Below are 23,794 nucleotides of genomic sequence, written 5' to 3'. Positions count from 1 at the left end.
CTTTCCGATCATGGCTCGCCGCATCGACTACTCCGCCCGCTATCAGCACTCCCCCGAGCAGGTCTATGCGGCACTGGCGGACCGCTCGTACTGGGAGGCCCGTGTCGAGGAGATGCGCAAGCATTCCGAGAACCATGTGGAACATTTCGAGGTCACCGATTCCGGAATCGATCTCGTGCTGCACCACATTCTCCCGCGCACCGATTTGCCGGACATTGCTCAGACGGTGATGAAGAAGGATCTGGTCATCACTCGTAAGGAGTCGTACGGCGCCTTCGGTGACACCGTGACCGGAACGTACGAAGCGTCCATCCCGGCCGGGCCGGGGAGTTTGTCCGGCACCATGGAGTTGTTCGCGACCGATACCGGGTCCACGCTGCGAACCACGTCCGAGGCCAAGGTCTTCATACCGTTCATCGGCGCGAAGTTGGAGCAACTGATGCTCATCAACCTCGTAGATCTGTTCCGCACCGAAGCTCAGGTCACGGCGACCTGGCTCGCCGCACGCTGAAGCCGGCGTGAAGAAGGCTCCACCCCCGAAGATCGAGGGGGTCATCACCCGTGGCACGACGGGGATCAACAGACTGCGACGTAGTGACCGGTGGATCGTGCACAACCGCACTATCGCGCACGCCCTGAACAACGCGACCGATCCGTTGATCGTCGACCTCGGGTACGGGGCGAGGCCCGACACCACCTTCGAGATGGCAAGCCGCCTCACCGCTGTCCGGCGGGATCGACGCGTCATCGGGCTCGAGATCGACCCCGCCCGCGTGGTCGAGAGTCGTGACGGTGTCAGCTTCGCCCGTGGTGGATTCGAACTTGCCGGTCTCACACCCGTCTTCGTACGCGCCTTCAACGTGCTCCGGCAGTACCCGGAGGAGGCTGTGGACTCTGCGTGGTCACACATTCAGTCCGGTCTCGCACCGGGCGGGCTGCTACTCGACGGAACCTGCGACGAACTCGGAAGGCGTTGCGCTTGGGTGCTTCTCGACGCTGATCGTCCATTGACCCTGACACTGGCCTGGGACCCCTTCGACATCGAGCGTCCTTCCGACATCGCGGAACGTCTCCCGAAGGCTCTCATCCACCGCAACGTTCCCGGTGAGCCGATCCACGCGTTGCTCAGCGCGGCCGATCGAGCCTGGGCCACCGCCGCGCCGCACGCCTCGTTCGGACCTCGCCATCGTTGGGCTGCCGCATTGGAAATTCTTCGGGCGCAAGGAATTCCCGTGCAGCCCGCGCGGCGACGTCTTCGTGACTGCATCCTGACCGTGCCCTGGCACGTCGTAGCGCCGAATCCCTGAACTCATAGACGGGAAACGCCCTGCCGCGGAGGTGTTCTCCGCGGCGAGGCGTCTGTGTGCAGGCGTCGGGCTAGGACCCGAAGATGTTTTCCAGGCTTCCCAGTGAACCGGTCGAACTGCCGCCGTTGCCGGGATCCCCGCCGTCGGACGCTGCCGTTACCCTGACAGTGACTGCGGCCTGGGTCTCGGAACCGAGATAGCCGTCAGTTCCACTGAACACCGCGGTGATTCGGCGATCTCCGAGTTCGGTGAAGGTGTGCGAGAGCGTGGCCTTACCGTTCACCACGGCAACCGGTCCACCGATCGGGGTGGTTCCGTCCATGAACTGGACCGTTCCTGCGCTGAGCGTAGGTACCACTGCCGCAACGAGATCAACCTTCGCGCCCTTGACCGCTGACGCCGGAGCGCTCACGGTGATGGACGTTTCCTGATCCTCCGCGGCCGGAGCCGTGACCGAAACCGACTGAGCGGCCGAGGTAGAGGTGAGGAATCCTGTTGCACCCGAGTAGACGGCCGTGATGTCGTGCGTACCGACGCTCGCGAACTCGTGCATGATCGACGCCTTGCCCTCGACGACCGGCACCGGCGAGCCGAGATTGCCCGAGCCGTCCTTGAACTGCACTGTGCCGCCCACCGGCGTCGGCGTAACGGTTACGGACAGACCAACTGCCGTACCGGTTTTTGCATCCGCCGGAACGGTCAAGACCGTCTGGGTCTGCTGGTCGGTGGGAGCCGGCGCCTTGACGTTCACGGTCTGGGCGTTCGATGTCGAGCCCAGGTAGTTACCCGAACCCGAGAACACTGCGGTGATGCTGTACTCACCCGCCACGTTGAAGATCGGCGTGGTTGTCGCTTTTCCGGTTGCGTCCACGGGAATCGGGGAGCCCAGATCCCTGCCACTTTCCTTGAACTGCACGGTGCCACCTGCAACACCGGTCGAGACCGAGGCAGTGAACGACAATGTCTCTCCGGTCGAAGCGGTCGACGGGCCGACGAGGGTGGTCGTTGTGTTCTCCTCGACCACCACCGGAGCGACTGTCAGCGCATGCGGCGCTGACGTCGAAGTCTGGTAGACACCGGAACCGGAGTACACCGCCACGATCGAATGCGCTCCGACTGCATAGGAATTCGTCAGCGAGGCTTTGCCGTTGGCATCGACGGTAACGGCGCCGCCGAGGTCGGTTGCACCGTCTTTGAACTGCACCGTGCCACCCGCCGGAGTGGGCGACACCGTAGCCTCGACGGTCACGGACTCACCTGCAACTGCACTTGCGGGACCGGTGATCGCGGTTGCAGTGCTCTTGTCCGCTTCGGACACGACGACGTCGACAGCCGACGACGTGGAGGTCGCCACCTTTGCATTACCGAGATACTTGGCCGTCACGCTGTGGGTTCGGACGTCAGCCGGTGTCCAGGCAAGCGTTGCAACACCATTGGCGAGCGCGCCCGCACCGACCTTGGTGGCACCGTCGAAGAACTCCACCGAATCACCGTCGGCACCACCGGTCACCGTCGCGCTCAACGGAACAGGTTGTCCCAACTTCACGCCACTGGTCGGTGACAGCGTCGTCGTCGAGACGTTCTTCTGAACGTTGATCGACGGACCACGACCATTCGTCGTGTCGTCAACGAACACCGTGCCGTCGAAATGCACCGTCGTCGACAAATCAGTACCACGAGCACAATCCGCACCGACGCGATACTGGAATTCGAACGTCTTGACGTCACCACCCCACATCGGCCATTCCGTAGCACCCGCACTCAAACGAACAGAATCAGTAGCCACCTCGTTGACACGGAACGCACTACCGTTCACCGTCGCCGAACCATCGACATACGTCATACACGCCGGATGAAAATCGCGCACCGCATACAGATTGTGAACCGCGGCAGTTCGCTTGAACACCGTCTTCGACGTGATCACATCACCCTCGGACGGCGTCCCGTTACTGATCGTCCGAGTCACCTTGTACCCGTCGGAATTGAACTCCGCCGTCACCGGAGCCGCACCAGCAACCCCGACACCCGCAACCACCGCGAAACCCGCAGCAACAGCAAACACACTCAGACCTGCAACTGCACGACGTGCAGAACCTACAGACATAGATTTTCCTTCTCGAGAAGTGAGGGATATGGGTGATGCCCCACCACCTGAAGCGGGCGGGGCATCACCGGGTATCGATTGCTAGGAGCCGAAGATGTTGCCGAGGCTGCCGAGCGAACCGGTGCCGTTGCCTGGTTCTTCACCGTCGACGGGTGCGGCGATCTGGACGGAGACCTGATCGGACGATGCCGTCACCGTGCCGGCGCCCGAGTACTCCGCCGCGACAACTCGCTGCCCTTGAGTTGCGGGCTTCCACGAAAGGCTGGCCTTTCCGGATGAATCGACCGTGGCCGTGCCGATGACGGTCTCGCCGTCCTTGAAGGTGACTGTGCCACCCGCATTGGCGGGGCTGATTTGAGCGGAGATCGTCTGGGCAACGCCGACCTGGCCCGCTACTACGCTGAGATCTGTTGTGGAGCTTGTTGTTCCGGCGGGCTGTTCGGCGACTGTCACATTCGCGGTGGTACTCGACCCGGTGACACCGGATCGACCGGCGAATACGGCTTCCACCGTCTGTGCACCGGCGACCGTCGGAACCCAGGCATAGGTCGCTTCACCGTTGCCTGCCACCGGCACCGAAGCGAGCACCGTTCCGCCGACCTTGAACGTGACCGTTCCACCGGTGCCCGACGCGGACACAGTCGCTTTGAGATTGGTCGACTTGCCGACCTGCGCGCCCGAGATCGGCGCCAGAGTCGTGCTGGACTGAGCATCGGCCTGCGAAACGTTCACGATCAGCGCTGCCGAAGCGGAGCCGACGGCACGCGCCGTGTCGGCGAACTTCGCTGTGATCGAGTGGTCTCCACGGGTGGTCGGTGTCCAGGCAAGTGTTGCAACACCATTGGCGAGGGTACCCGCACCAATCTTGGTGGCGGCGTCGAAGAACTCCACCGAATCACCGTCGGCACCACCGGTCACCGTCGCGCTCAGCGTCACCGGTTGCCCCACCTGAGCGCCACCGACGGGCGCAAGTGCTGTCGTCGAGACGTTCTTCTGAATGTTGACCGAAGGACCACGACCATTTGTCGTGTCATTCACCCAAGCCGAACCGTCGAAATGCACTGTGCTTGCCAGATCGGTCCCGCGCTCACATCCTGCGCCGACCCGATACTGAAACTCGAACGACTTCGTATTGTTCTGATACAACGGCCAATCCGTGATGCTCGCGCTCACACGCACAGAATCAGCGCTCACCGGCGTTTCCGGGGAATAGGCCTTCCCGTTCACCTTCGCCGAGCCCTCGACATACGTCATGCACGACGGATGAAAATCCCGAACCGCGTAGAGGTAATTGACCACAAAGTCGGTCCGCTTGAACACTGTCGTAGAGGTGATCACATCACCTTCCGACGGCGTCGCGTTACTGATCGTTCGTGTGATCTTGTAACCACTCGAATTGAACTCCGCCGTCACCGGAGCCGCACCAGCAACCCCGACGCCCGCAACCACCGCGAAGCCCGCAGAAACAGCAAAAACACTCAACCCACCGACAACACGACGAACACCACTCACGGACATCCAGATCCCTCTCGACAACGGGGCAGACAGGCGTCCAGGACAAGCGTCCGTCTGCTTTCGATGCCGTGACGTTATCCCATTGACTGTAAAGTAACTACGCTTTTCGCAGATTTAGTTCATCGGCGACATCGCCGAACTGCAATAACAGTGGGCTGAACGTCCCGAACCGCACATCTGGATGCGTTCTTACCTGCGCTAAAGACAAAACAGTCGCCCGAAAATAGCGATTTACAAATCTCTGATATCGGCGTCATATTCGATTTCGGGCGTGATGCCAGAAGGTCGCAGGAGCCTCGAAGATCTCTCTCGGCTACAGGCTTGCGGCCAGAGCCAACTCGACCCGAACAGCAACGTCGACGCTCGCGTTCTCACACGAGAGATACAGCTCGTGCGCGTCCAGTCGACCTATCGCGACCGCATCGGCGACTACTTCGTTGAGCAGGACTTGAGAAATTCCACCGGAAGCGAGGTCGTGCACGGTACGCAAAGGCGTGGTGATGCGGATGGGCCCGATCTGTTCACACTCGTCGTCCGCGAGCGGCAGTCGGTGCAGCGCTACCTGGCGGGTCGGCGCCGCGAGAGGGTGCGCAACGGAGAGGTGAATGAAGCGAGGTTGCAGGTGCCCGAGGCCATGCAGATCTGCGGCACTGTAGTGCGAGACGGTGGCGCTACCGGCGAACCACGTGCACCACTTCGCGAACTCGTCCAAGGCGGTATGTCTGACGCGTTCGAGGCGAAAAAGCCCGCGGCACTCACATGTCCATGTTCCGGATTCCGTCATTTCTTCCATCAACGCCAGACCGAAACCCAGTTCGGATGCCTGGAGAGCCGTGACAAATCCGCACTGTCGCAGCGCCAGCAACTCGAGTGATTCGTAGTCCGAAGCCATGACCACCTCCGGTGACCGTCGAAAACGCCGTTTCGAACAGACTACGGGCGAGTGTGTCGCGCATCACAGGAATGAGGAAGTGCGTATTCACAGAGTTCGTTCAGACTCGTCGGGAAGAATCTGGCGAATGACTGTCGCAGCGAACAACCCTCGTCCGCGCAACCGAGTGCTCATCATCCTTCTCGTGGTGATCGCCGTACTCGTCGCGGCGCTCGTCGGTGGAGAACTGTACGTACGCAACCAGGTGAAGACCTGCATGGCCGATCAGTTCCAGAGCGAACTGGGATCCCAGGTCGACGTCGGGTTGAGCTGGAAGCCCGTACTCCTGCAGGCAGTCGACAAGAAGGTGCCGTACATCAGCATCGACAGTGACGACTCTTCGTTCGGCCCCGCAACGGGAATGCAGGTTCACGCGAAGGTGAACGACATCAACTTGCAGCCCTCGGCGGGCAACAGCGGCACCATCGGCAGCTCCAGCGCCGACGTCACCTGGTCTACCGCAGGCATTCTCGCCACCTTGCAGGAACAGACCTTCGGCGGGCTCGTCTCCGGCGTCACCGCCGACTCGAGCGCCGGCACACTCGCGTTCGACGTCGGTCCGGTCGGGCTCGCGAAGCTCACGGTCAAGCCCACCGTCACCAACGGTGTGGTCGACGTCCAGACCGTCGGCGCCGAGATTCTCGGATTGGGTCTGCCGACCGATCTGGTCGACGGCATCGTCCAGACACTCACCGACAGCCTGCAGACCTACCCGCTGGACATGAAGCCCACGAAGCTGACCGTCACCGACGACGCTATCCAGATCTCGTTGGAGGGCGGCGCTTACGCCATGCCCGTCGCCGACGCGAACAACCAGAACACCTCGGCGGTTCCGGACAGCTGCGGCCTGCTGACCTAGTCGGCCAGACCGTCCAATACTGCTCGACTTCCGGATAGTCCGAGGCGGGTGGCGCCGGCCGCGATCATGTCGAGCGCTGCCTGCGTCGTACGTATTCCGCCACTGGCCTTGACTCCCACGCCCGGGCCGACCGTCTGCGCCATCAGTGCGACGGCCTCAACCGTCGCTCCACCCGCGGGGTGGAAGCCGGTCGAGGTCTTGACGAAGTTCGCCCCGGCATGCACAGCTGCGCGGCAACATTCGACGATGGCCTCGTCGGACAGCGCTGCGGTTTCGAGGATCACTTTGAGGATCGCACTCTCCCCCATCGCCTCGCGGACGGTGAGGATATCGGCCAACACCGCGCTGTAGTCGCCGGCGACCGCCGCTCCTACGTCGATGACCATGTCGATCTCGGCTGCGCCTTGATCGACGGCCAGTCGCGCTTCAGCACCCTTGACCAGCGAATGATGTTTCCCCGACGGGAATCCGACGACGGCCGCCGTCACAAGTCCCTCGGCGCGAATCGGCAACATCGACGGCGAGACGCAGACAGCCAGCACACCGAGGCTGCGTGCTTCGTCGATCAGGGCGGTCACATCGGCCGCGGTGGCTTCGGGTTTGAGGAGAGTGTGGTCCACCATCGCGGCAACCTGGGAACGAGTGAGTGCAGCTTCAGACATGTTGGAAAGCTTGGCACACCACCACGCGACCGTCGCTGCAGCCGCACCTGAGAGACTAGGCCGCATGACCGCTGCACCATCGATCGATGATCGTCGCTATGTTCTGTCCCTCGGCTGCCCCGACACCACGGGCATCGTCGCACGCATCTCGACCTTTCTCACCGACGTCGGTGGATGGATCGTGGAGGCTGCATACCACGCCGATGCCGACACCGGATGGTTCTTCACGCGTCAGGCGGTCCGTGCATCGTCGGTGAGCATGAGCATCGACGAGCTTCGTGAACGGTTCAAAGCTGTTGCGGCCGAGATCGGTCCGGAAACCGAGTGGACTCTTCACGACTCCGGCGCACCCAAGAAGATCGTGTTGCTCGTGAGCAAGGAAGGTCACTGCTTGCATGACCTCCTTGGCCGCGCCGCGGGCGGGGAACTCCCGGCAGAAATCAGCGCCGTCATCGGAAACCACGAAGATCTGCGCAGTGTCACCGAGCGCCACGGGATCGACTTCCACCATGTTCCGTTCGCCAAGGACCCGGCAGAACGGGGACCGTCCTTCGAGAAGGTCCGCGCCCTGGTCGACGCTCACAATCCCGACGCCGTGGTGCTTGCCCGATTCATGCAGGTGCTGCCCGAATCACTGTGCGAGCACTGGGCCGGGCGCGCGATCAACATCCACCACAGCTTCTTGCCGTCGTTCATCGGTGCCCGCCCCTATCACCAGGCTTTCGCCCGCGGCGTGAAGTTGATCGGCGCCACCTGCCACTACGTGACCGCCGAACTCGATGCCGGTCCGATCATCGAGCAGGACGTGATCCGTGTGGACCACGCCGACGATGTCGCCGACATGGTCCGTCAGGGTCGAGACATCGAAAAGCTCGTACTCTCCCGCGGACTGCGCTGGCACCTCGAGGATCGTGTGCTGGTCCACGGGCGCAAGACGGTCGTCTTCAGCTAGAGCTGCGTTGCGCTAGAGATTGCGCAGTCGCACGATTTCCTTGTCGAACTCGTCGATGTTCTCGATCGACGACATGTGACCGACGCCCGGCAACACGATCAACCGTTCGAGGTTGCCGGCGTCGTCGAGGACCTGCGCAAGCTTGCGCGCATGGACCGGCGGAGTGAGCCGATCGAGCGAACCGACGAGCACGGTGGTCGGCACTTCGAGATTGTCGAGTCCCTCGTGAATGTCGAGGGTGCTCAGCGCTGCTCCCCAACCTCCACGGATGCGGGGCTTGCACTCACGAACGATGTTCTCGCAGAACTGAATCTCGGCCTTGGTCGCGTTCGGTGACATCGAGACGTACTGGATCGCCTTCGTCATGGCGCCCGAGGAGACGAACGGAACGGGCGAACTGAGGATGGCGCGGCCCACGGGGACCGGCACGCGAGGGAAACGATTGGGCAGTGGGATGACCGTGGTCTCGGCGATCAACCTTTCGCTCGCGGTGCTCGCGAGCATGACCGCCGACGCGTACTTCTTGACCTCGTCGGGGTGACGACCCGCCCAGGCGATGATGCTCATCCCGCCCATGCTGTGACCGACGATGACGGCCTTCTTGTCCTCGCGAACCGTGGCCGCCAGCACTGCAGAGAGATCGTCGGCAAGGACGTCCGGGCCGAGCGGAAGATTGCCGACGGTGCTGCGGCCATGACCGCGCTGATCGTAGGTGATGACGCGATATTCGCCGGCAAGCGCATTGACCTGCGGGTACCAGAATTCGGTGGAGCACGTCCAGCCGTGACTGAGAACGATCGGATCGCCGTCGACGGGACCGTAAGCCCGGACATTGATGATCGCACCGTCGTCGGTGGTCAGTTCGCTGATGTCAGCTTTGAGAGTCGGAGTCTTCAGGAGTGCATTGGGCTCGACGTCGCTCGAAAGAGTCAACCCACGCGTGGATCGCCGATGACGGATCCCAGCGACGGCCGCGACGAGTGCTCCCACTCCGACGGCGCCTGCCAGTACTCGAAGCTCTGTGGTGCGCGAACGACTGGACATGCATTTACCCCTGACTGCTGCTGACGACAGACGGATGCAATCTATGTGTGACTGCCGTTAACCGACACTATCACTCGAACAACGCCCGTTGTCAGCGTTGGAGAGAAGAGTGGGGCAGCACACCATGAGCCGGGAACCACGGCTCGGAATGAGCGGGAGTGCGGCAAACTACCAGCGAGAACCGCCGTGCTGAATGTCGTCCACCCGCGGGCGAACGTCGACGAGATACACGCACACTGCAACGACCGCGATGATGCCCAGGAGCCCGACAGGGGACGTCGCCAAGAGGATCAACGCCGCGACGATCAGAATTCCCAGCCAGATCGGCTTGGTCAATTTGTTGACCGCGGTGAAAGCGTCAGGACGCTGCCTGACGGCATGAACGATCGCGTAGACAGCACCCACCAATGCGAGCACTTTGAGTGCGAGAAAGATCAGACCGACTAGCCCATCGACTTGAGTCACAACTACATCCTAAGTTCTCATCCGGTTCCCGACGAACACGAAGGCTCCCACACTCGGCTGAGCGCGGGAGCCTTCGTCAGGTGGAGCTGGGCAAATCAGGCCTTCTTGGCCGGAGCAGCCTTCTTGGCCGGAGCCGGTGCGGTGGCCTTGGCCGGAGCAGCCTTGGCGGGTGCAGCCTTGGCCGGAGCGGCCTTCTTCGCGGCGGTGGTCGCGCGCTCCTGGACGTCGGAAGCAGCAGCGGTCACGCGAGCGGCAGCTTCCTTGGAAGCCTCGTCAGCCTGGTCACCGAGGTCGAGGACCTTCAGTGCAGCCTCGTCGCCTGCGTCGGCGATCTTCTCACCGGCGTCAGAGATCTTCTCGCCGACCTCTTCTGCGGTGTCGGAGATGCGTCCGGCAGCGCGGCCGGCCAGCTTGGCAGCCTGCTCGCCTACGGCGCGCGTCTGACGAGCAACGGTTCCGAGTGCGTCTTCGGTCAGCTCGACGGCGTCGCCGAGTGCCGACTCTGCAGCAGCGATGCCTTCTTCGACTGCGGGCTGCTTGCGGATGCGCTCGACTGCGTCTTCGCCACGTTCTGCGAGGGAGTTGTACAGATCTCCGGCAACCTTGAGGTATGCCTCGGCGACCTTGCGGAGTTCCTCGGGTGAGAACTTCTCGCGCAGCTCGGCGAGCTCTTCGGGCAGCTCGGACGGCAGGCCGGCGAGACGCTCGCGCAGCGCATCGACGCTCTCGGCAACGTCACCCTGGACGGAAGCGAGCTTCTCGCGAGCACCGTCGACACGGCCGTTGACATCGCCCTGGGTGTTCTCGGCGCGCTCACGAACCTGAGCAACTACATCGGCCACGGCCTGGACAACCAGGTCGCCTGCGCCGACGGCGGCGTAGAGCGAGGTCTTGACGCTGTCGATGGCGTTCTTGTCAGTCATCTTGTTCTCCTAGTGAAGTCTCGGTGTCTGGAATTGCGGCCGATTCAGCGAAATCGGGCGCTGCGGCTGGTCTTGACGACTCGTTCTCGCGACAGAACGAGTCGTAGATTTCGAGCAGTACTTGCTTCTGCCGTTCGTTGATGGCCGTCTCGGCCAACACCGCGTCCCTGATGGGACTGTGCGGGCGTTGCTCGAGATATCCCGCTTGGACGTACAGCACTTCTGATGAGACTCGAAGGCCCTTGGCGATTTGCGCCAGTACGTCCGCCGACGGTTTGCGCAATCCGCGTTCGATCTGACTCAGATACGGATTGCTGACGCCGGCGAGTTGAGCGAGTTGGCGCATCGAAACTTGGGCGGCTTCCCGCTGTGCACGAATGAACCCCCCGATGTCGTGTGCCGCAGAGCTGACGACGCGAGCTGCCAAGTCGCTTGCTCCGGCTGCGGCACCGGATGATTCACGATCTCCGTCATCGGAGTTCGTCGACTTCGCTGGCATTGCGTCCTCCCTTTCCAGTGGACATTTCCCAGGATAGGAGAGGGTGCTAACTATTGCAAGCACTACTGCTAGCACTCGTGGTGGACGTCACATACCGGACAGCTCAGCCGAAGATGAGCGTCGAAATCGTGTAGATCAGCAGTCCGGCGATCGAGCCCACAACGGTGCCGTTGATACGGATGAACTGAAGATCTCGACCGACCTGCAACTCGATCTTCTGGCTCGCTTCGTCGGCGTCCCACCGCTCGACGGTGTCACTGATGACTCCAGTGATCTCGTCGGTGTAGTTCTCCGCGATGTACTTGGTGCCCTGCACCAGCCAGCCGTCGACCTTCTCACGCATGGACTCGTCGTCACGCAGCCTGACTCCGAAGCCGGCGACGTTCTCGGCGACCTTGGTCCGCAGGGTGCTGTTCGGATCGTCGACGGACTCCATGATGAGCCGCTTGGCAACCTGCCATGTCGACGACGCCAGACCCGTCACTTCCTCGCGACCCATGATCTCGGCCTTGATCCCCTCGGCCTTCTTGATGGTCTCCGGGTCGTTCTGCAGATCATCGGCGAAGTCGATCAGGAAGCGGTTGGCGGCGAGGCGTACCTCGTGTTCGGGGTTGGAACGGACCTTCCAGGTGAACTCGACGAGTTCCTTGTAGATCTTCTCCCCCAGCATGGCGTCGACGAACTTCGGCGACCACGCGGGCGAATCGCGAACGATCACACGATCGATCGTCTCCTGGCTGCCGAGAGCCCACTGATGTGCCCGCTCGGCAAGCAATTCGATGATCGGCAGTTGCTTGTTGTCCTTGAGAAGTTCACCGAGCACTCGGCCGATCGGCGGTCCCCACATGGGCTCGGCCAGACGCTTCACGATCGTGTTGTCGATGATCTGGGCGATGTCCTCGTCGCGAAGAACCTCGACCATGCCACGCAAGACCGTCGACGTCTCGGCGGCGACGCGAGCGGCGTTGGCAGGTTCGGCCATCCACGTGCCGAGCCGCAGCGGAATCTGCGCCTGCTGCACCTTGGCCGACACAACCTCGGGAGCCAGGAAGTTTTGACCGACGAATGAGCTCAGGCTGGCTCCGAGCTGGTCTTTCTTACGCTTGATGATGGCAGTGTGCGGGATGGGAAGGCCCATCGGATGACGGAAGAGCGCGGTGACGGCAAACCAGTCGGCAAGCGCGCCGACCATGCCTGCCTCGGACGCGGCCCGGACGTACCCGACCCACTCTCCGGCGCCGCGGGATTCCTGCCACCGGCAGAAGATGTAGACCACCGTCGCGAAGCCCAGAAGGCCAGTAGCGAAGACCTTCATCTTGCGAAGGTCCCGACGCTTGGCGGCGTCGTCGAAGGCGGAGAGGCTCAGTTGCTGCACCCTCGCCATTGTGCCGAAAGGTGTGACGCGGCGTAGCGCGAGCGACACGAAGTCCGATTCTGCAGGACCTAATCCCCCGAACTGCGGATGTGAGTGCCCGAGATAAAGGCGCGGACATTAAGCTGGACCGGAAAGTAGACCGATCGGACGTGGCTCGCACCACAGATATGAGATGACTCGTGGCCAAGAATGCCGTGCAGGACAACGAGCAGGTAGACGGCCCAGTCGTTGCTGATGCGAAGCCCGAGAAATCCGACGGTCGTAAGCGTCGTTGGCGTGAGCACAAGATCGCTCGCCGCGAGGAACTCGTCGACGGCACCATCGCCGCCATCCGCGCGCGCGGCCGTGAGATCGGCATGGACGAGATCGCGTCCGAGATCGGTGTCTCCAAGACCGTGCTCTACCGATACTTCGCCGACAAGAGCGACCTCACCACCGCCACGATGATGCGGTACGTCGAGACCATCCTGTCGCCGCGTATCTACGAAGCGATCAGTGGCGATCTCGACGATTTCGAACTCACCCAGGCGAGCATCACCGCATACGTCGAGACGGTGGCATCCGACCCCGACATCTACCTCTACGTCATGGCCAACGGCGCCGGCGCCAACCGCGACGTCGTTGCCGATTCCGAGCGCATGATCGCCGAATTGCTCTCCACGGTGTTGGGCAATCGTCTTCGCGAGATGGAGATGGATTCCGGCGGTTCGCTGCCGTGGGCGTTCGGGATCGTGGGCGGAATTCAGCTCGCGACGCACTGGTGGATCTCCAACAAGTCGATGTCCGCGGAATCGCTGATCGACTACCTCACGATGATGACGTGGGGCGGCATCACCGGCATAGCTGCGGTCAACGGATCACCGGCCAAGTTCAAGTCGGTTCCGCATCCCCTCGTCAAGCCTGCCGAGGACTGACTCGCCCGAGACCGAACTTTCGGGCCACCGGGCGCGATCCTGTGGCACTCTTTCGGCATGGCACAAGACTCGCTGTGGGAAACACCGGCCGCCAAGACCCTGCGGGCGGAGCCCGGGTTCGAACTCGATCAACTCGATCGCAACAGCACTCCGGGATTCACCGGAAACAAAGCTGACGGCGAACGTCTGCTCGAGGAGCGCGGCGCGGTTCTGTCCGACCTGCAGGAGTTGCTGTACGCCAACGGCCGGTCCGGGGACAGTCGTTCAGTCCTGCTGGTTCTGCAAGGAATGGACACCGCAGGCAAGGGCGGCATGGTCCGACACGTGATCGGTCACGTGGATCCTTCGGGAGTTCAGCACGTGGCCTTCGGCGTCCCGACCGAAGAGGAAAAGCAACATCACTACCTTTGGCGGATCAAGAAGGAACTCCCCCGCGGCGGCTATCTCGGTGTGTTCGATCGCTCCCACTACGAGGACGTCCTGGTAGTGCGCGTCCACGATCTTGTCCCGGAGGATGTCTGGAGCAAGCGCTACGACGAGATCAACCGGTTCGAAAAGGAACTCGTCGACGCCGGAACCACCATCGTGAAGGTCGCGATGTTCGTCTCGCTCGACGAGCAGAAGAAGCGACTCGAAGAACGTCTCGACCGCCCGGACAAGTACTGGAAGTACAACCCCGGCGACGTGACCGAACGCGGTTTGTGGCCTGCATATCAACAGGCGTATCAGGCAATGCTCGACAAGACGTCGACCGAGCACGCGCCGTGGTACGTCGTGCCGTGTGATCGGAAGTGGTACAGCCGCATTGCGGTCACGGAGCTACTGATCGACGCTCTGGAAAAGCTCGATCTCGACTGGCCCCCTGCCGACTTCGACATCGAGGTGGAGAAGGCACGACTCGCACAGTCTTGATCAGAAGCAGGCCCGATCAGAACAGGTGTGGGGATTCGCGGTGCACTTTGTGATCGTGACGCACAGTACTGGCGTACAGGGCTACCGCGAGGCCGATGCACGCGACGCCGGCGAGGCCGGCGATCAATGCCCAACCACCCTGGCCTGAACCTGCCGCCACCAGAAAACTGCCGAGGCAGACCACTGTGGCCAGCACCAGGAAATACGACGCCCACGCTGCAAAGAGATTGAGCTTCATCGTTCGCTCCTCCGGTCGGATCTCTTTCGTTTCGACCGTACGCCGGAGCATGACGGTCGACAAGACACCGCCGTCGCGAGGTTTCCCGACGTCTACGCCGGGTAGCCGAATTACATGGACATCGGAACTCTTTATCGCGGAATCGAATCCGCTCGCGGACTGGACGGTCCGTCCACTGGCATCAGGCGCAGAATCCTCGAGATCACGGAGCGATCCGACCGATCGCGCACTGTCGCCGCACTTCTGCGCGGCGCCGCCGTCGGGCACCCCATCCATCCTGCACTCGTGACCATTCCCGCGGGCGCGTGGACGGCTTCGCTGATCTTCGATGTTCTAGGCGATCCGCAGACTGCACGACGGCTGATCGGGCTCGGATTGGTTTCGACTCCGCCGGCTTTGCTGACGGGATGGCTGGACTGGTCCGAACGTGGCGACGTCGCACGCCGAGTGGGGCTGGTGCACGCGGCGTCGAATGCAGTGGGGATCTGGTCTTTTGCGGCGTCGTACAGGCTACGCGGAAAGGACTCACTCGCGCTGGCGCGAGTGCTGTCGGTGCTGGGGCTCACCGCGGTCGGTGTCGGTGGCGCGCTCGGTGGTCACATCGTTTTCAAGCTCATGGACGATCCGGCCGTCGAGGCTGCAGCGACTCCGGTTCTCGATCCCATCCTGGATGTAGTCAACTGAGCCGATCGGACCTCGATACTGTTCAGGCGTAAGCACTTCCGGAGTAGCTCCGCAGTTCTCGCGCGGTCTCGTCCGAATCCGCCAATGGTCTGTTCATGACCCAGTGTGGGCTGCGCGTACCCAGTGTCGCGGCAAAATCGGCGACGGCGTCCGGGGTCGGCACTGCGTGTTCGCCCAGATATCCGAGAACGATGAGGTCCTCCCCTGATCTGGTCTCCACGGCCAGGGCCCAACCGCACGTCTCCTCCCACAGCAAAGCCACCTCGCGCCCGGGGAAACGCGGCACAGTTCGGTCCAATGCGATGTAAGCCTCCAGAGGGTGCTCGCGCCTGCAACACCACTGCTCGATGCCGGCCCCCACACCGACCGCCACCCGTTGTACGTACCGCTCGAACCCGAGTCCGACGGTTGCGTCGACCAGCATTTGTTCTGTCATCGAACCTCACTCCTCGCCATCGTGTTTGGAATGTGCCCAGCGCTGACCGCGTCGAAACCCGGTTCAGATCACGGACTCCGGGTATCCCCAGACGAACCGATCAAGTGGAGAGGGGACCCGATGAAGTACTCGCCCGCTATGGCTCCCGGACGAATGCTGAAGATCTCCATGGTGTCGGTGAACGCCGATCCACTCGCACCGGTGGGCTGCTCGGCAGCCGGTGCACAGAACCTGCACGTCGACGAACTGTCTGCCGCCTTGGTTCGTGCCGGACACGACGTCACCGTCTTCACCAGGCGTGCCCACGTCGGTGGGCCGGACCGCGTTCGCGCCCGCGCCGGGTACTCCGTCGACTATCTCGAGGCCGGCCCGACGCAGGCTCTCCCGGATGCCGACATCCTCCCTCACCTGGGAACCTTTGCCAGCATTCTGCGCGCTCAGTGGAGTACCGACCGACCCGATGTGGTGCACTCGCACTTCTGGATGTCCGGTGTGGCAACGGAACTCGCGACCCGATCGCTCGGCATCCCCGTACTCCAGACATTCCATTCCCTGGGATCTGCGGCGCACCGCCACCTCGGAGCAGCCGACGACAGCCCCTCGGAGCGGACTCACCTGGAACCGTTGATCGCCAGGGGCGCAACCCATGTCATCGCGACCAGTTCGGACGAAATCTTCGATCTGGTCCGGCAGGGATCACCACGATCACGGACCACGATGGTGCCCTCGGGCGTGGACACCGAAGCATTCACCCCGGAGGGACCCGCCGCGAAGAAAACCGCACCGCATCGATTGATCTGCGTCGGAAGACTGGTGGAGCAGAAGGGCTTCGATGTTGCCGTCGCCGCGCTGGCTTCGCTGCCGGATACGGAGTTGGTGGTGATCGGCGGGCCACCCGTCGCGCAACTGAGCACCGACGAAGTGGCGATCCGCTTGGTCAAGCTCGCCGAGCGCCTCGGCGTCGCAGATCGAGTCCAATTGTTGGGACGGGTTCCGCACCGCCAACTACCGAAACTGATGCGATCGGCCGACGCCCTCGTGTGCACCCCTCGATACGAACCGTTCGGAATCGCGGCACTGGAAGCAATGGCGTGCGGAGTTCCCGTAGTCGCGACTCCTGTTGGCGGACTGCGGGATACGGTGATCGACGGACTCACCGGGCGTCGGGTCCCGGTCAACAACCCGGTGGAAACCGCTCGCGCAGTCCGCCATCTTCTCGACGACGAGGACGAAGGCGCGGCGTTTGCACGGCAGAGCCGGGCCCGAGCGTGCGAATCGTATTCGTGGGATCACGTCGCCACCGAAGTGGTCCGCACCTACGGCCGCTGCGTCACAGCACCGCCGAGAGCCCGCCAACACAAGGGCACTCACCGAAGTGAAGTGCACTGACGCTGACGGGCTCTACGAAACTGAATTCACGAAGGTGATTTCACGAAGCTTGGACTGAAACTGCGTGATCAAGCGGGGAAACGTCGGGTCTCTTCGAGTCCGATTGCATGATCGAGCGACTCGTAGCAGGCAAACATCGACTCCTGACCAGCTGCTTTGAGCAACCTTTGCACCGGGCGGGCGCAGACGAGCGCGAGTGTGCCGCCCACGTCGCGTGATCGCGTCGACAGGACCGACAGTACGGACAAGCCGCACGTCCCCATGAATTCGAGTTCGGATAGATCGACGACCAGCGTCCGGTCCGCGGCCACGTGGTACGTCAAGAAGTCACGAAAAGCATTGGCGCTCATCAGATCGATCTCACCACGAACTTTGATCACAGCGGTGTTTGCACTGATGCGGTGCGCGTGAAACGATGCGGTCGCTGTCCCGGTCGCGGGAGGTCCGTAGTCTACCGATCCCTTCGCCGCGTTCGTAAAGCCTGAAATAGATGATCCTGGAACAACAGTCATGGTTCTCCCATCCCGCAACGGTTTACACTCTGCAAAAGAGAAGGGACCTCCGAAGGAGACGCACGATGAACGGGTCTCCAGAAATACGGATAAATCCCTCATCGGCTGTGTGCTCAACCTCGGTTTGAAACAGTACGCCAGCATGACGGACGTCACAAGTGCGTTGCGACCATTCGTTTCGGTGTTCCGAACAAAAATGTGGTTTGGTCTGCGGTTCCGCGAGGTAATCCGATGTTGCGATCGCCAACGGTCGTGAGCAGAATCGTGTCGTTTACCCCGGCACCACCATCGACCAAATTTCGTGTTCGGGGGCCACTGTGAAGGTCGGGATGGGTATCGTTCTCGGCACCAGACTTCACCGCGACCCCTGGTACGACGATCCGGAGAACTTATGGCACACCTCAGCGCACTCGAGCCCGATCAGGATCAGACTCAGCCAGTTGTGGAGTTGAGGATTCAAGCGACTCTCGATCAGCTGTCGATTTTGCGTGCACTGGCCGCCACCGTTGCCATTCAGGAAAACTTCGACCTCGACGCCATCGCCGACATCAAACTGGCCATGGACGAAATCTGTACGCATCTGATCGTTCGCGCTGCGCCTGATTCGGTTCTGGTGTGTCGGTTCGTCTTCACGCCGCCGCAATTGCACGTGTCCGTGTCCACGACGACCACGGAGTACGAGGACAGCAGTCAGCGTTCGTTCGGGTGGCACATCCTCACCGAACTCACCGATTCGATTTCGCTCGACCAGGAAGAGAACCTCGGCGGCGTCGGCTACATCACCACCATGAAGTTCACCAAGGCCCTCAGCGGGCGCCTGTGACCGCTTCCGCAGACGGCCCGTCACGCCCGCGTCGGCGGTCCACCGACGAATATCGGGACGTAATACCAGTTTTCGAGGAACTGCGGACCCTCGAGCCCCACAGCCCGGAGTACGAACGAGTGCGCACTGCACTCATCACCAGATGCCTACCGTTGGCCGAGCACATCGCCAGACGATTCGACGGTCGTGGCGAGGCACACGACGATCTGGTTCAGGTGGCGCGTCTCGGTCTGGTCAACGCCGTCGACCGTTTCGATTCCACGCGCGGATCCGATTTCGTCTCCTTCGCAGTTCCCACCGTGATGGGCGAGGTTCGACGACACTTCCGCGACACCGGTTGGGCATTGCGGGTTCCCCGCCGGATGAAGGAGTTGCACTTCCAACTCGGGCAGGCCATCAGCGAGCTGTCACAACAGCTCGGGCACGCGCCGACCGTCGACGAGTTGGCCGAGACGTTGGGGATCGAACGCGAAGAAGTTGCCCAGGCCTTGATCGCCGGCAACGCGTATCAGACGGTCTCGGTCGACGGTGCCGCGTCCAATCACACCGACGATCTCCCGCTCGTGGAAACACTCGGTGACTACGACGCAGCACTCGAGAACGTCGAGAATCACGAGGCGTTGCGTCCGCTTCTCGACAAGCTTCCCGAGCGAGAGCGGACGGTGTTGATGCTCAGATTCTTCGGAAACCTGACGCAGACACAGATCGCCGAGAAAGTCGGTGTGTCCCAGATGCACGTGTCGAGGTTGCTCGCGAAGACATTGAGTAATCTTCGCGAGCAACTCGACTGAGCTCCGCGAACAATTCGACTGAGCAGGACCGGGCGGGTCAGATCGTTGCGGTGTCGATCACGAATCGGTATCGGACGTCGCTCTTGATCACGCGCTCGTAAGCGTCGTTGATGTCGCTCGCCGGGATCAGTTCGATTTCTGCGCCGATGCCGTGCTCGGCGCAGAAGTCGAGCATCTCCTGTGTCTGCGGGATACCTCCGACCATGGAACCGGCGAGGCTACGACGGTTTGCGGCGAGCGAGAATGCTCGAACTTCGATCGGCTTCTCGGGCAGGCCGAGTTCGACGAGAGTGCCGTTGATGGCAAGCAAGGACATGTAGGCGTCGATGTCGAGGTTGACCGAGACCGTGTTGAGGATCAGGTCGAACTCGCCGCGAAGAGCCTTGAACGTCTCACGGTCGTTGGTCGCGTAGTAGTGATCGGCGCCGAGGCGAAGCCCGTCGTCTTTCTTGCCGAGCGTCTGGCTCAGGACGGTGACTTCCGCTCCGAGCGCCTTGGCGATCTTCACGCCGACGTGCCCGAGGCCGCCGAAACCGATGATGGCGACCTTCTTGCCGGGGCCGGCGTTCCAGTGCCGCAGCGGTGAGTACAAGGTGATGCCCGCGCACAGGAGCGGCGCTGCAACGTCGAGTTCGATGCCCTCCGGGATCGAGAGCACGAAGTGCTCGGTGACGACGATGTGCGTCGAGTAGCCACCCTGAGTGCGCTCGCCGTCGCGGCCGGTGGCGTTGTACGTACCCGTCACACCCTTGCGGCAGTACTGCTCTTCACCGGCGGTGCAGGCGTCGCACTCCCCGCACGAGTCGACGAAGCAGCCGACGCCCACGCGGTCGCCGACCTTGTGCTTGGTGACATCGGACCCCACGGCGGCGACGACGCCGGCGATTTCGTGTCCGGGGACGATCGGGTACTTGGCTCCGCCCCACTCGTTGCGAGCGGTGTGGATGTCGGAATGGCAGATGCCGGCAAATTTGATGTCGATGAGAATGTCCAGTGGACCGAGCTCGCGGCGTTCGACAGTGGTCTTCTCGAGGGGACCGTCAGCGGACGTCGCGGCATAAGCAGCAGCAGTAACCATGCACACATGCCTACCCGTGCATGGAGGGACCTGCAACTCGCAGGCCCCTCCATGACTTGTTCTTTACGTGACTTACCCGGCGTCGCGCTCGGCTTGCTCCGCCCGACGACGCAGGCGCCTCGCGGCCGCAACCATATTGCGCAGCGAAGGCTCGAGTTGCCACGGATGGCGGGTCTTGAGGCCGCCGTCCGGATTTGCCCACAAGCGATCGAGAGAGATCGATTCGCTTGCCTCGGTGAGCAATTCGTCGAGTTCGTCGATGTCGGGAATCCGAGCCGAGCGAGATTCGTAGACACCGGGGCCGACGCCGTGCGTGAGCGCGCCTTCCTTGAGTGCTTCGAGAACCCACGTGATGGAGCGGGTCGCGACGATAGCCGTCACATCGGCGTCCAACCGTTCGATGGCGTCGACCACCGACGACCGAGCGGAGTACGTCAGATGTGTGTGGATCTGTGTTTCCGGCTTCGCTCCACCTGTTGCCAGACGGAACGCGTCGACGGCCCACTCCAGGTAGGCCTCCCGGCCGTCCTCACGCAGTGGCAGCAGTTCACGAATTGCCGGTTCGTCCACCTGGATGATGGCGATTCCGGCAGCTTCGAGATCCGCGATTTCGTCTCGAATGACAAGTGCCAGTTGCTCTGCCGTTTCGTAGAGCGGCTGATCCTGGCGAACGAACGAACGGGCGATCATGGTGACCGGACCCGTCAGCATTCCCTTGACCGGCTTGTCGGTCAGCGACTGCGCGTACGCAATCCACTCGACCGTCATCGGCTTCGGACGTGCGATGTCGCCGTAGAGGATCGGCGGACGCGTGCAACGAGATCCGTAGGCCTGAACCCAACCGTTGTGCGTGAAGGCATAGCCCTCGAGCAGTTCGGCGAAGTACTGGACCATGTCGTTGCGCTCGTGCTCGCCGTGCACGAAAACATCGAGACCGATGTCCTCTTGCAGACGGATTGTGCGCTCGATCTCTTCCTGGATGCGCTTGTAGTAGTCGTCCCACTCCAAACGCCCCTGGCCGAGTTCGTAACGCGCCTGGCGAATCGCGTCGGTCTGCGGGAACGAACCCAGTGTCTGGGCCGGCACCAAGGGCAGATTCAACCGTTCCTGCTGAGCCTTACGACGCTCCTCGTACGGTGCACGCACACGATCTTCGGGCTTGATCGCGTTCACCCGAGCACGGACAGCGTGCTTGAGCTTGAAGTGCACCTTCGTCGGACGCTTACGCCACTTGTCCGAAGGACCTTCGGTGAGCGCCTTCGCCAGTGAGACGACTTCGCCGACCTTCTGCTTCGCAAAAGCCAGACGGTCTGCGACGTCTCCCGGAATGTCGTACTCGGAGAGCACGTCGTACGGCACGTGCAGCAGCGACGACGACGTGGAGACGACGAGGTCAGGCACAACGTCTTTGAGTTCGTTCAGGTACGTCAAGGTGTTGAACCTGTCGACGCGCCAGACGTTGCGACCGTCGACGACGCCCGCGTAGATGCGCTTGCGCTTGATGTTCGGCACCGCGGCCAGTTCCTCGGCCGTGATCTTGCCGTGCACCAGGTCCAGACCGAAGGCTTCGATCTTGGTGGGCGCCAAGATGTTGAGGGCTTCGCCGAACTTGCCGTACGGACCCGTCACCAACAGGCGCGGGCGCAGCGGGGCCGTCGAAAGCTTCTCGTACGCACGTCCCAGAGCGGCTAGCTCCTCGGGGGTGCGGTCCTCGGTGACCGAAGGCTCGTCCAACTGAACACAGGTCGCACCGGCCTTGGCGAGCTGCTCGAAGAGCTTCTCGTACTCGGGCAGGAGCGCGTCCAACAGGTCGAGCGGGGTGAAGTTCGGATCGGACTTCTCGGTGGCAGGTCCGACCTTCGAAAGCAGAAGCAGCGAGACGGGCCCCATGATGACGGGGCGCAATTCGATGCCGCGCGCCTTCGCACGTTCGAACTCGTCGAGAAGTGCATCCGAGTTGAGCGAGAACACTGTGTTCGCGTCGATCTCGGGCTGACGGTAGTAGTAGTTCGTACCGAAGAAGCGCACCAGCTCGAGAGGCGGGAAGTCCGGGCGGCCGCGGGCCATCGTGAAGTAGAAATCGAGCGGCTCGAGGGCGCCCTCGAGCGGCTTGAACCGCTCCGGCACTGCGCCGAAGAGCAGCGCATTGTCGAGCACGTGATCGTAGAAGGAGAAGGTGTTGCCGGGAACCTGGCTCAATCCCGTCGCAGCCAATTCGCTCCAGGTCGATTCCTGGAGTTCCTTGGCGACCGCGAGAAGTGCGTCCTTGTCCGAAGTGCCGTGCCAGTAGGACTCGAGGGCGCGCTTGAGCTCACGGCGCGGCCCGATGCGCGGATACCCCAGGACGCTGGAGCCGAATGCTGCAGTGCTGCTGGACATGCGGTCGACCTTTCTAACCGAGGGGCGCGAGCGCCCTGTGCGCCTTTGTGGTAGCCGGAACTACCAGAAAGGCGCACAGGGGCGTTGGGCCTTAGCTTGCCTGCTTGGTGGAGCGACCGTTGTCGGCGTACTCGTAGAAGCCCGCGCCGGACTTCTTGCCGGTCAAGCCGGCTTCGACCATACGCAGGAGCAGCGGCGGAGCGGAGTACAGCGGCTCCTTGAACTCTTCGTACATGGAGTCGGCGATGGACTTGACGGTGTCGAGTCCGACCAGGTCCGTCAGAGCCAGCGGACCCATGGGGTGCGCGAGGCCGAGAACCGTCGCCTTGTCGATGTCTTCCTTGGTCGCGAAGCCCGACTCGACCATGCGGATCGCCGAGAGCAGGTACGGCACCAGGAGTGCGTTGACGACGAAGCCGGAGCGGTCGGCACTGCGGACGACCTGCTTGCCGAGGATGTCGCTGGCAAAAGCCTCGGCGCGCTGCGAGACGGAGGCACTGGTCTTGAGCGTCGTCACCAATTCGACGAGCGGCAGAACCGGAACCGGGTTGAAGAAGTGCATGCCGATGACTCGCTCGGGACGCTTGGTCGAGATGCCGAGCTTCATGATCGGGATCGACGACGTGTTGGACGCGAGAACCGCATCCGGGTCCGTCACGACCGCGTCGAGCTCGGCGAAGATTTCGCTCTTGATCTTCTCGTCTTCGACGACGGCCTCCACGACGAGCTGGCGGTCCGCGAAATCTCCCAGATCGGAGGTGAAACGCAGACGCCATGCGGCCTGCTCACGCTCACGTTCTGTGATCTTTCCGCTGCTCACGCCGCGGTCGAGCGAACGCAGGATGCGTGAACGCCCGGCTGCTGCAAGCTCGCGAGTCTGCTCGAAGACCAGAACATCGACATGTGCGCGGGCGCACACCTCGGCGATTCCGGCACCCATGATTCCGGCGCCGATAACGCCGACGCGCTGAATTTTTTCGCTGGTCACGTCAGCTCCTTGTT

The 23,794-nt window shown here is 62.4% G+C and carries 25 protein-coding genes; 10 read left to right on the top strand and 15 right to left on the bottom strand.

Going from position 1 to position 23,794, the window contains the following annotated elements; translation table 11 throughout:
- The first annotated feature begins 10 nt into the window (after nt 1-10).
- Both AOT96_RS18465 and AOT96_RS18460 read left to right on the top strand, forming a co-directional pair.
- Nucleotides 11-511, top strand: coding sequence for a DUF2505 domain-containing protein (locus tag AOT96_RS18465; protein ID WP_007735352.1), 501 nt, complete (start codon nt 11-13; stop codon nt 509-511).
- Between the two features lie 7 nt (nt 512-518).
- Nucleotides 519-1,307: a hypothetical protein gene (locus tag AOT96_RS18460; RefSeq protein WP_003941937.1), complete on the top strand. Its 789-nt coding sequence runs from the start codon at nt 519-521 to the stop codon at nt 1,305-1,307.
- Between the two features lie 70 nt (nt 1,308-1,377).
- Here the strand turns inward: AOT96_RS18460 and AOT96_RS18455 are convergent, their stop codons facing one another.
- The 3 genes from AOT96_RS18455 to AOT96_RS18445 form a co-directional block, all read right to left on the bottom strand.
- The gene (locus AOT96_RS18455) at nt 1,378-3,411 is read right to left on the bottom strand and encodes an Ig-like domain-containing protein (RefSeq protein ID WP_065352114.1); all 2,034 of its coding nucleotides are present in this window, start codon (nt 3,409-3,411) and stop codon (nt 1,378-1,380) included.
- Nucleotides 3,412-3,492: 81 nt separating this feature from the next.
- Entirely contained in the window at nt 3,493-4,929 is a 1,437-nt protein-coding gene (locus AOT96_RS18450; protein WP_042923274.1) for an Ig-like domain-containing protein, read from the bottom strand.
- 310 nt (nt 4,930-5,239) lie between these two features.
- The gene (locus AOT96_RS18445; protein WP_003941523.1) at nt 5,240-5,818 is read right to left on the bottom strand and encodes a type IV toxin-antitoxin system AbiEi family antitoxin domain-containing protein; all 579 of its coding nucleotides are present in this window, start codon (nt 5,816-5,818) and stop codon (nt 5,240-5,242) included.
- Nucleotides 5,819-5,945: 127 nt separating this feature from the next.
- On the opposite strand from AOT96_RS18445, the gene AOT96_RS18440 reads away from it, so the two are divergent.
- A complete protein-coding gene (locus tag AOT96_RS18440; RefSeq protein WP_007735358.1) occupies nt 5,946-6,716 on the top strand; it encodes an LmeA family phospholipid-binding protein in 771 nt (256 codons plus the stop codon).
- Here the strand turns inward: AOT96_RS18440 and deoC are convergent.
- Entirely contained in the window at nt 6,713-7,378 is a 666-nt protein-coding gene (gene deoC, locus AOT96_RS18435; protein WP_007735361.1) for a deoxyribose-phosphate aldolase, read from the bottom strand. The genes AOT96_RS18440 and deoC overlap by 4 nt on opposite strands.
- A 64-nt stretch (nt 7,379-7,442) precedes the next feature.
- Between deoC and purU the strand changes: the two genes are divergently transcribed.
- Nucleotides 7,443-8,330, top strand: a complete 888-nt coding sequence (gene purU / locus AOT96_RS18430; RefSeq protein ID WP_003941509.1) for a formyltetrahydrofolate deformylase — start codon at nt 7,443-7,445, stop codon at nt 8,328-8,330.
- Nucleotides 8,331-8,342: 12 nt separating this feature from the next.
- Here the strand turns inward: purU and AOT96_RS18425 are convergent, their stop codons facing one another.
- The 5 genes from AOT96_RS18425 to AOT96_RS18405 all read right to left on the bottom strand — a co-directional run bounded on the left by AOT96_RS18425 (nt 8,343) and on the right by AOT96_RS18405 (nt 12,645).
- Nucleotides 8,343-9,374 (bottom strand): alpha/beta fold hydrolase, encoded by a 1,032-nt coding sequence (locus tag AOT96_RS18425; protein WP_021333908.1) that lies wholly within the window; start codon nt 9,372-9,374, stop codon nt 8,343-8,345.
- A gap of 168 nt (nt 9,375-9,542) precedes the next feature.
- Entirely contained in the window at nt 9,543-9,839 is a 297-nt protein-coding gene (locus AOT96_RS18420; protein WP_003941505.1) for a DUF2516 family protein, read from the bottom strand.
- A gap of 95 nt (nt 9,840-9,934) precedes the next feature.
- A complete protein-coding gene (locus AOT96_RS18415) occupies nt 9,935-10,762 on the bottom strand; it encodes a heparin-binding hemagglutinin (RefSeq protein WP_003941552.1) in 828 nt (275 codons plus the stop codon).
- Complete coding sequence (locus AOT96_RS18410) at nt 10,755-11,261, bottom strand: helix-turn-helix domain-containing protein (RefSeq protein ID WP_003941483.1); 507 nt, start codon at nt 11,259-11,261, stop codon at nt 10,755-10,757. The genes AOT96_RS18415 and AOT96_RS18410 overlap by 8 nt, the downstream gene beginning before the upstream one ends.
- A 103-nt stretch (nt 11,262-11,364) precedes the next feature.
- Nucleotides 11,365-12,645 carry a DUF445 domain-containing protein gene (locus tag AOT96_RS18405; protein ID WP_020968906.1) on the bottom strand — a complete coding sequence of 427 codons (1,281 nt, stop codon included), beginning with the start codon at nt 12,643-12,645 and terminating at the stop codon, nt 11,365-11,367.
- A gap of 170 nt (nt 12,646-12,815) precedes the next feature.
- On the opposite strand from AOT96_RS18405, the gene AOT96_RS18400 reads away from it, so the two are divergent.
- Nucleotides 12,816-13,550 (top strand): TetR/AcrR family transcriptional regulator, encoded by a 735-nt coding sequence (locus AOT96_RS18400; RefSeq protein ID WP_003941527.1) that lies wholly within the window; start codon nt 12,816-12,818, stop codon nt 13,548-13,550.
- A gap of 57 nt (nt 13,551-13,607) precedes the next feature.
- Nucleotides 13,608-14,462 (top strand): polyphosphate kinase 2 family protein, encoded by an 855-nt coding sequence (locus AOT96_RS18395; RefSeq protein ID WP_065352113.1) that lies wholly within the window; start codon nt 13,608-13,610, stop codon nt 14,460-14,462.
- Between the two features lie 16 nt (nt 14,463-14,478).
- Here the strand turns inward: AOT96_RS18395 and AOT96_RS18390 are convergent, their stop codons facing one another.
- Complete coding sequence (locus AOT96_RS18390) at nt 14,479-14,700, bottom strand: hypothetical protein (protein ID WP_039973486.1); 222 nt, start codon at nt 14,698-14,700, stop codon at nt 14,479-14,481.
- Nucleotides 14,701-14,814: 114 nt separating this feature from the next.
- Here AOT96_RS18390 and AOT96_RS18385 point away from each other — a divergent pair, with 114 nt between their 5' ends.
- Nucleotides 14,815-15,384 carry a DUF2231 domain-containing protein gene (locus tag AOT96_RS18385; protein WP_065352112.1) on the top strand — a complete coding sequence of 190 codons (570 nt, stop codon included), beginning with the start codon at nt 14,815-14,817 and terminating at the stop codon, nt 15,382-15,384.
- 22 nt (nt 15,385-15,406) lie between these two features.
- Here the strand turns inward: AOT96_RS18385 and AOT96_RS18380 are convergent, their stop codons facing one another.
- Nucleotides 15,407-15,820 (bottom strand): DUF6292 family protein, encoded by a 414-nt coding sequence (locus AOT96_RS18380; protein ID WP_003941464.1) that lies wholly within the window; start codon nt 15,818-15,820, stop codon nt 15,407-15,409.
- Nucleotides 15,821-15,940: 120 nt separating this feature from the next.
- Between AOT96_RS18380 and AOT96_RS18375 the strand changes: the two genes are divergently transcribed.
- Nucleotides 15,941-17,209 (top strand): glycosyltransferase, encoded by a 1,269-nt coding sequence (locus AOT96_RS18375; protein WP_003941555.1) that lies wholly within the window; start codon nt 15,941-15,943, stop codon nt 17,207-17,209.
- Between the two features lie 68 nt (nt 17,210-17,277).
- On the opposite strand, the gene AOT96_RS18370 is transcribed toward AOT96_RS18375, so the two are convergent.
- The gene (locus AOT96_RS18370) at nt 17,278-17,589 is read right to left on the bottom strand and encodes an STAS domain-containing protein (RefSeq protein ID WP_003941528.1); all 312 of its coding nucleotides are present in this window, start codon (nt 17,587-17,589) and stop codon (nt 17,278-17,280) included.
- A gap of 523 nt (nt 17,590-18,112) precedes the next feature.
- On the opposite strand from AOT96_RS18370, the gene AOT96_RS18360 reads away from it, so the two are divergent.
- On the top strand, nt 18,113-18,544 hold the full coding sequence (locus AOT96_RS18360) for an ATP-binding protein (protein WP_003941553.1): 432 nt from the start codon (nt 18,113-18,115) through the stop codon (nt 18,542-18,544).
- Nucleotides 18,541-19,335 carry an RNA polymerase sigma factor SigF gene (locus tag AOT96_RS18355; protein WP_003941515.1) on the top strand — a complete coding sequence of 265 codons (795 nt, stop codon included), beginning with the start codon at nt 18,541-18,543 and terminating at the stop codon, nt 19,333-19,335. The genes AOT96_RS18360 and AOT96_RS18355 overlap by 4 nt, the downstream gene beginning before the upstream one ends.
- A gap of 37 nt (nt 19,336-19,372) precedes the next feature.
- Here the strand turns inward: AOT96_RS18355 and AOT96_RS18350 are convergent, their stop codons facing one another.
- The 3 genes from AOT96_RS18350 to AOT96_RS18340 form a co-directional block, all read right to left on the bottom strand.
- Nucleotides 19,373-20,413: an NAD(P)-dependent alcohol dehydrogenase gene (locus AOT96_RS18350; protein ID WP_003941488.1), complete on the bottom strand. Its 1,041-nt coding sequence runs from the start codon at nt 20,411-20,413 to the stop codon at nt 19,373-19,375.
- A 72-nt stretch (nt 20,414-20,485) separates the two neighbouring features.
- Entirely contained in the window at nt 20,486-22,792 is a 2,307-nt protein-coding gene (gene metE / locus AOT96_RS18345; protein WP_003941510.1) for a 5-methyltetrahydropteroyltriglutamate--homocysteine S-methyltransferase, read from the bottom strand.
- Nucleotides 22,793-22,883: 91 nt separating this feature from the next.
- Nucleotides 22,884-23,780, bottom strand: a complete 897-nt coding sequence (locus tag AOT96_RS18340; RefSeq protein ID WP_003941541.1) for a 3-hydroxybutyryl-CoA dehydrogenase — start codon at nt 23,778-23,780, stop codon at nt 22,884-22,886.
- Nucleotides 23,781-23,794: the final 14 nt, after the last annotated feature.

Source organism: Rhodococcus sp. 008 (assembly GCF_001682295.1).
GTDB lineage: Bacteria > Actinomycetota > Actinomycetes > Mycobacteriales > Mycobacteriaceae > Rhodococcus_F > Rhodococcus_F qingshengii.
Note: the sequence above shows the minus strand (reverse complement) of the source record. Positions and strands in the feature narration are given on the sequence as shown.

What these genes read in the sequence shown, in the direction of transcription:
- AOT96_RS18465 (WP_007735352.1), top strand. Translation starts at nt 11, where the DNA reads ATGGCTCGCCGCATCGACTACTCCGCCCGCTATCAGCACTCCCCCGAG.
- AOT96_RS18455 (WP_065352114.1), bottom strand. Translation starts at nt 3,411, where the DNA reads ATGTCTGTAGGTTCTGCACGTCGTGCAGTTGCAGGTCTGAGTGTGTTT.
- AOT96_RS18450 (WP_042923274.1), bottom strand. Translation starts at nt 4,929, where the DNA reads ATGTCCGTGAGTGGTGTTCGTCGTGTTGTCGGTGGGTTGAGTGTTTTT.
- AOT96_RS18445 (WP_003941523.1), bottom strand. Translation starts at nt 5,818, where the DNA reads ATGGCTTCGGACTACGAATCACTCGAGTTGCTGGCGCTGCGACAGTGC.
- AOT96_RS18440 (WP_007735358.1), top strand. Translation starts at nt 5,946, where the DNA reads ATGACTGTCGCAGCGAACAACCCTCGTCCGCGCAACCGAGTGCTCATC.
- deoC (WP_007735361.1), bottom strand. Translation starts at nt 7,378, where the DNA reads ATGTCTGAAGCTGCACTCACTCGTTCCCAGGTTGCCGCGATGGTGGAC.
- purU (WP_003941509.1), top strand. Translation starts at nt 7,443, where the DNA reads ATGACCGCTGCACCATCGATCGATGATCGTCGCTATGTTCTGTCCCTC.
- AOT96_RS18425 (WP_021333908.1), bottom strand. Translation starts at nt 9,374, where the DNA reads ATGTCCAGTCGTTCGCGCACCACAGAGCTTCGAGTACTGGCAGGCGCC.
- AOT96_RS18415 (WP_003941552.1), bottom strand. Translation starts at nt 10,762, where the DNA reads ATGACTGACAAGAACGCCATCGACAGCGTCAAGACCTCGCTCTACGCC.
- AOT96_RS18410 (WP_003941483.1), bottom strand. Translation starts at nt 11,261, where the DNA reads ATGCCAGCGAAGTCGACGAACTCCGATGACGGAGATCGTGAATCATCC.
- AOT96_RS18405 (WP_020968906.1), bottom strand. Translation starts at nt 12,645, where the DNA reads ATGGCGAGGGTGCAGCAACTGAGCCTCTCCGCCTTCGACGACGCCGCC.
- AOT96_RS18395 (WP_065352113.1), top strand. Translation starts at nt 13,608, where the DNA reads ATGGCACAAGACTCGCTGTGGGAAACACCGGCCGCCAAGACCCTGCGG.
- AOT96_RS18390 (WP_039973486.1), bottom strand. Translation starts at nt 14,700, where the DNA reads ATGAAGCTCAATCTCTTTGCAGCGTGGGCGTCGTATTTCCTGGTGCTG.
- AOT96_RS18385 (WP_065352112.1), top strand. Translation starts at nt 14,815, where the DNA reads ATGGACATCGGAACTCTTTATCGCGGAATCGAATCCGCTCGCGGACTG.
- AOT96_RS18380 (WP_003941464.1), bottom strand. Translation starts at nt 15,820, where the DNA reads ATGACAGAACAAATGCTGGTCGACGCAACCGTCGGACTCGGGTTCGAG.
- AOT96_RS18375 (WP_003941555.1), top strand. Translation starts at nt 15,941, where the DNA reads ATGAAGTACTCGCCCGCTATGGCTCCCGGACGAATGCTGAAGATCTCC.
- AOT96_RS18360 (WP_003941553.1), top strand. Translation starts at nt 18,113, where the DNA reads ATGGCACACCTCAGCGCACTCGAGCCCGATCAGGATCAGACTCAGCCA.
- AOT96_RS18350 (WP_003941488.1), bottom strand. Translation starts at nt 20,413, where the DNA reads ATGGTTACTGCTGCTGCTTATGCCGCGACGTCCGCTGACGGTCCCCTC.
- metE (WP_003941510.1), bottom strand. Translation starts at nt 22,792, where the DNA reads ATGTCCAGCAGCACTGCAGCATTCGGCTCCAGCGTCCTGGGGTATCCG.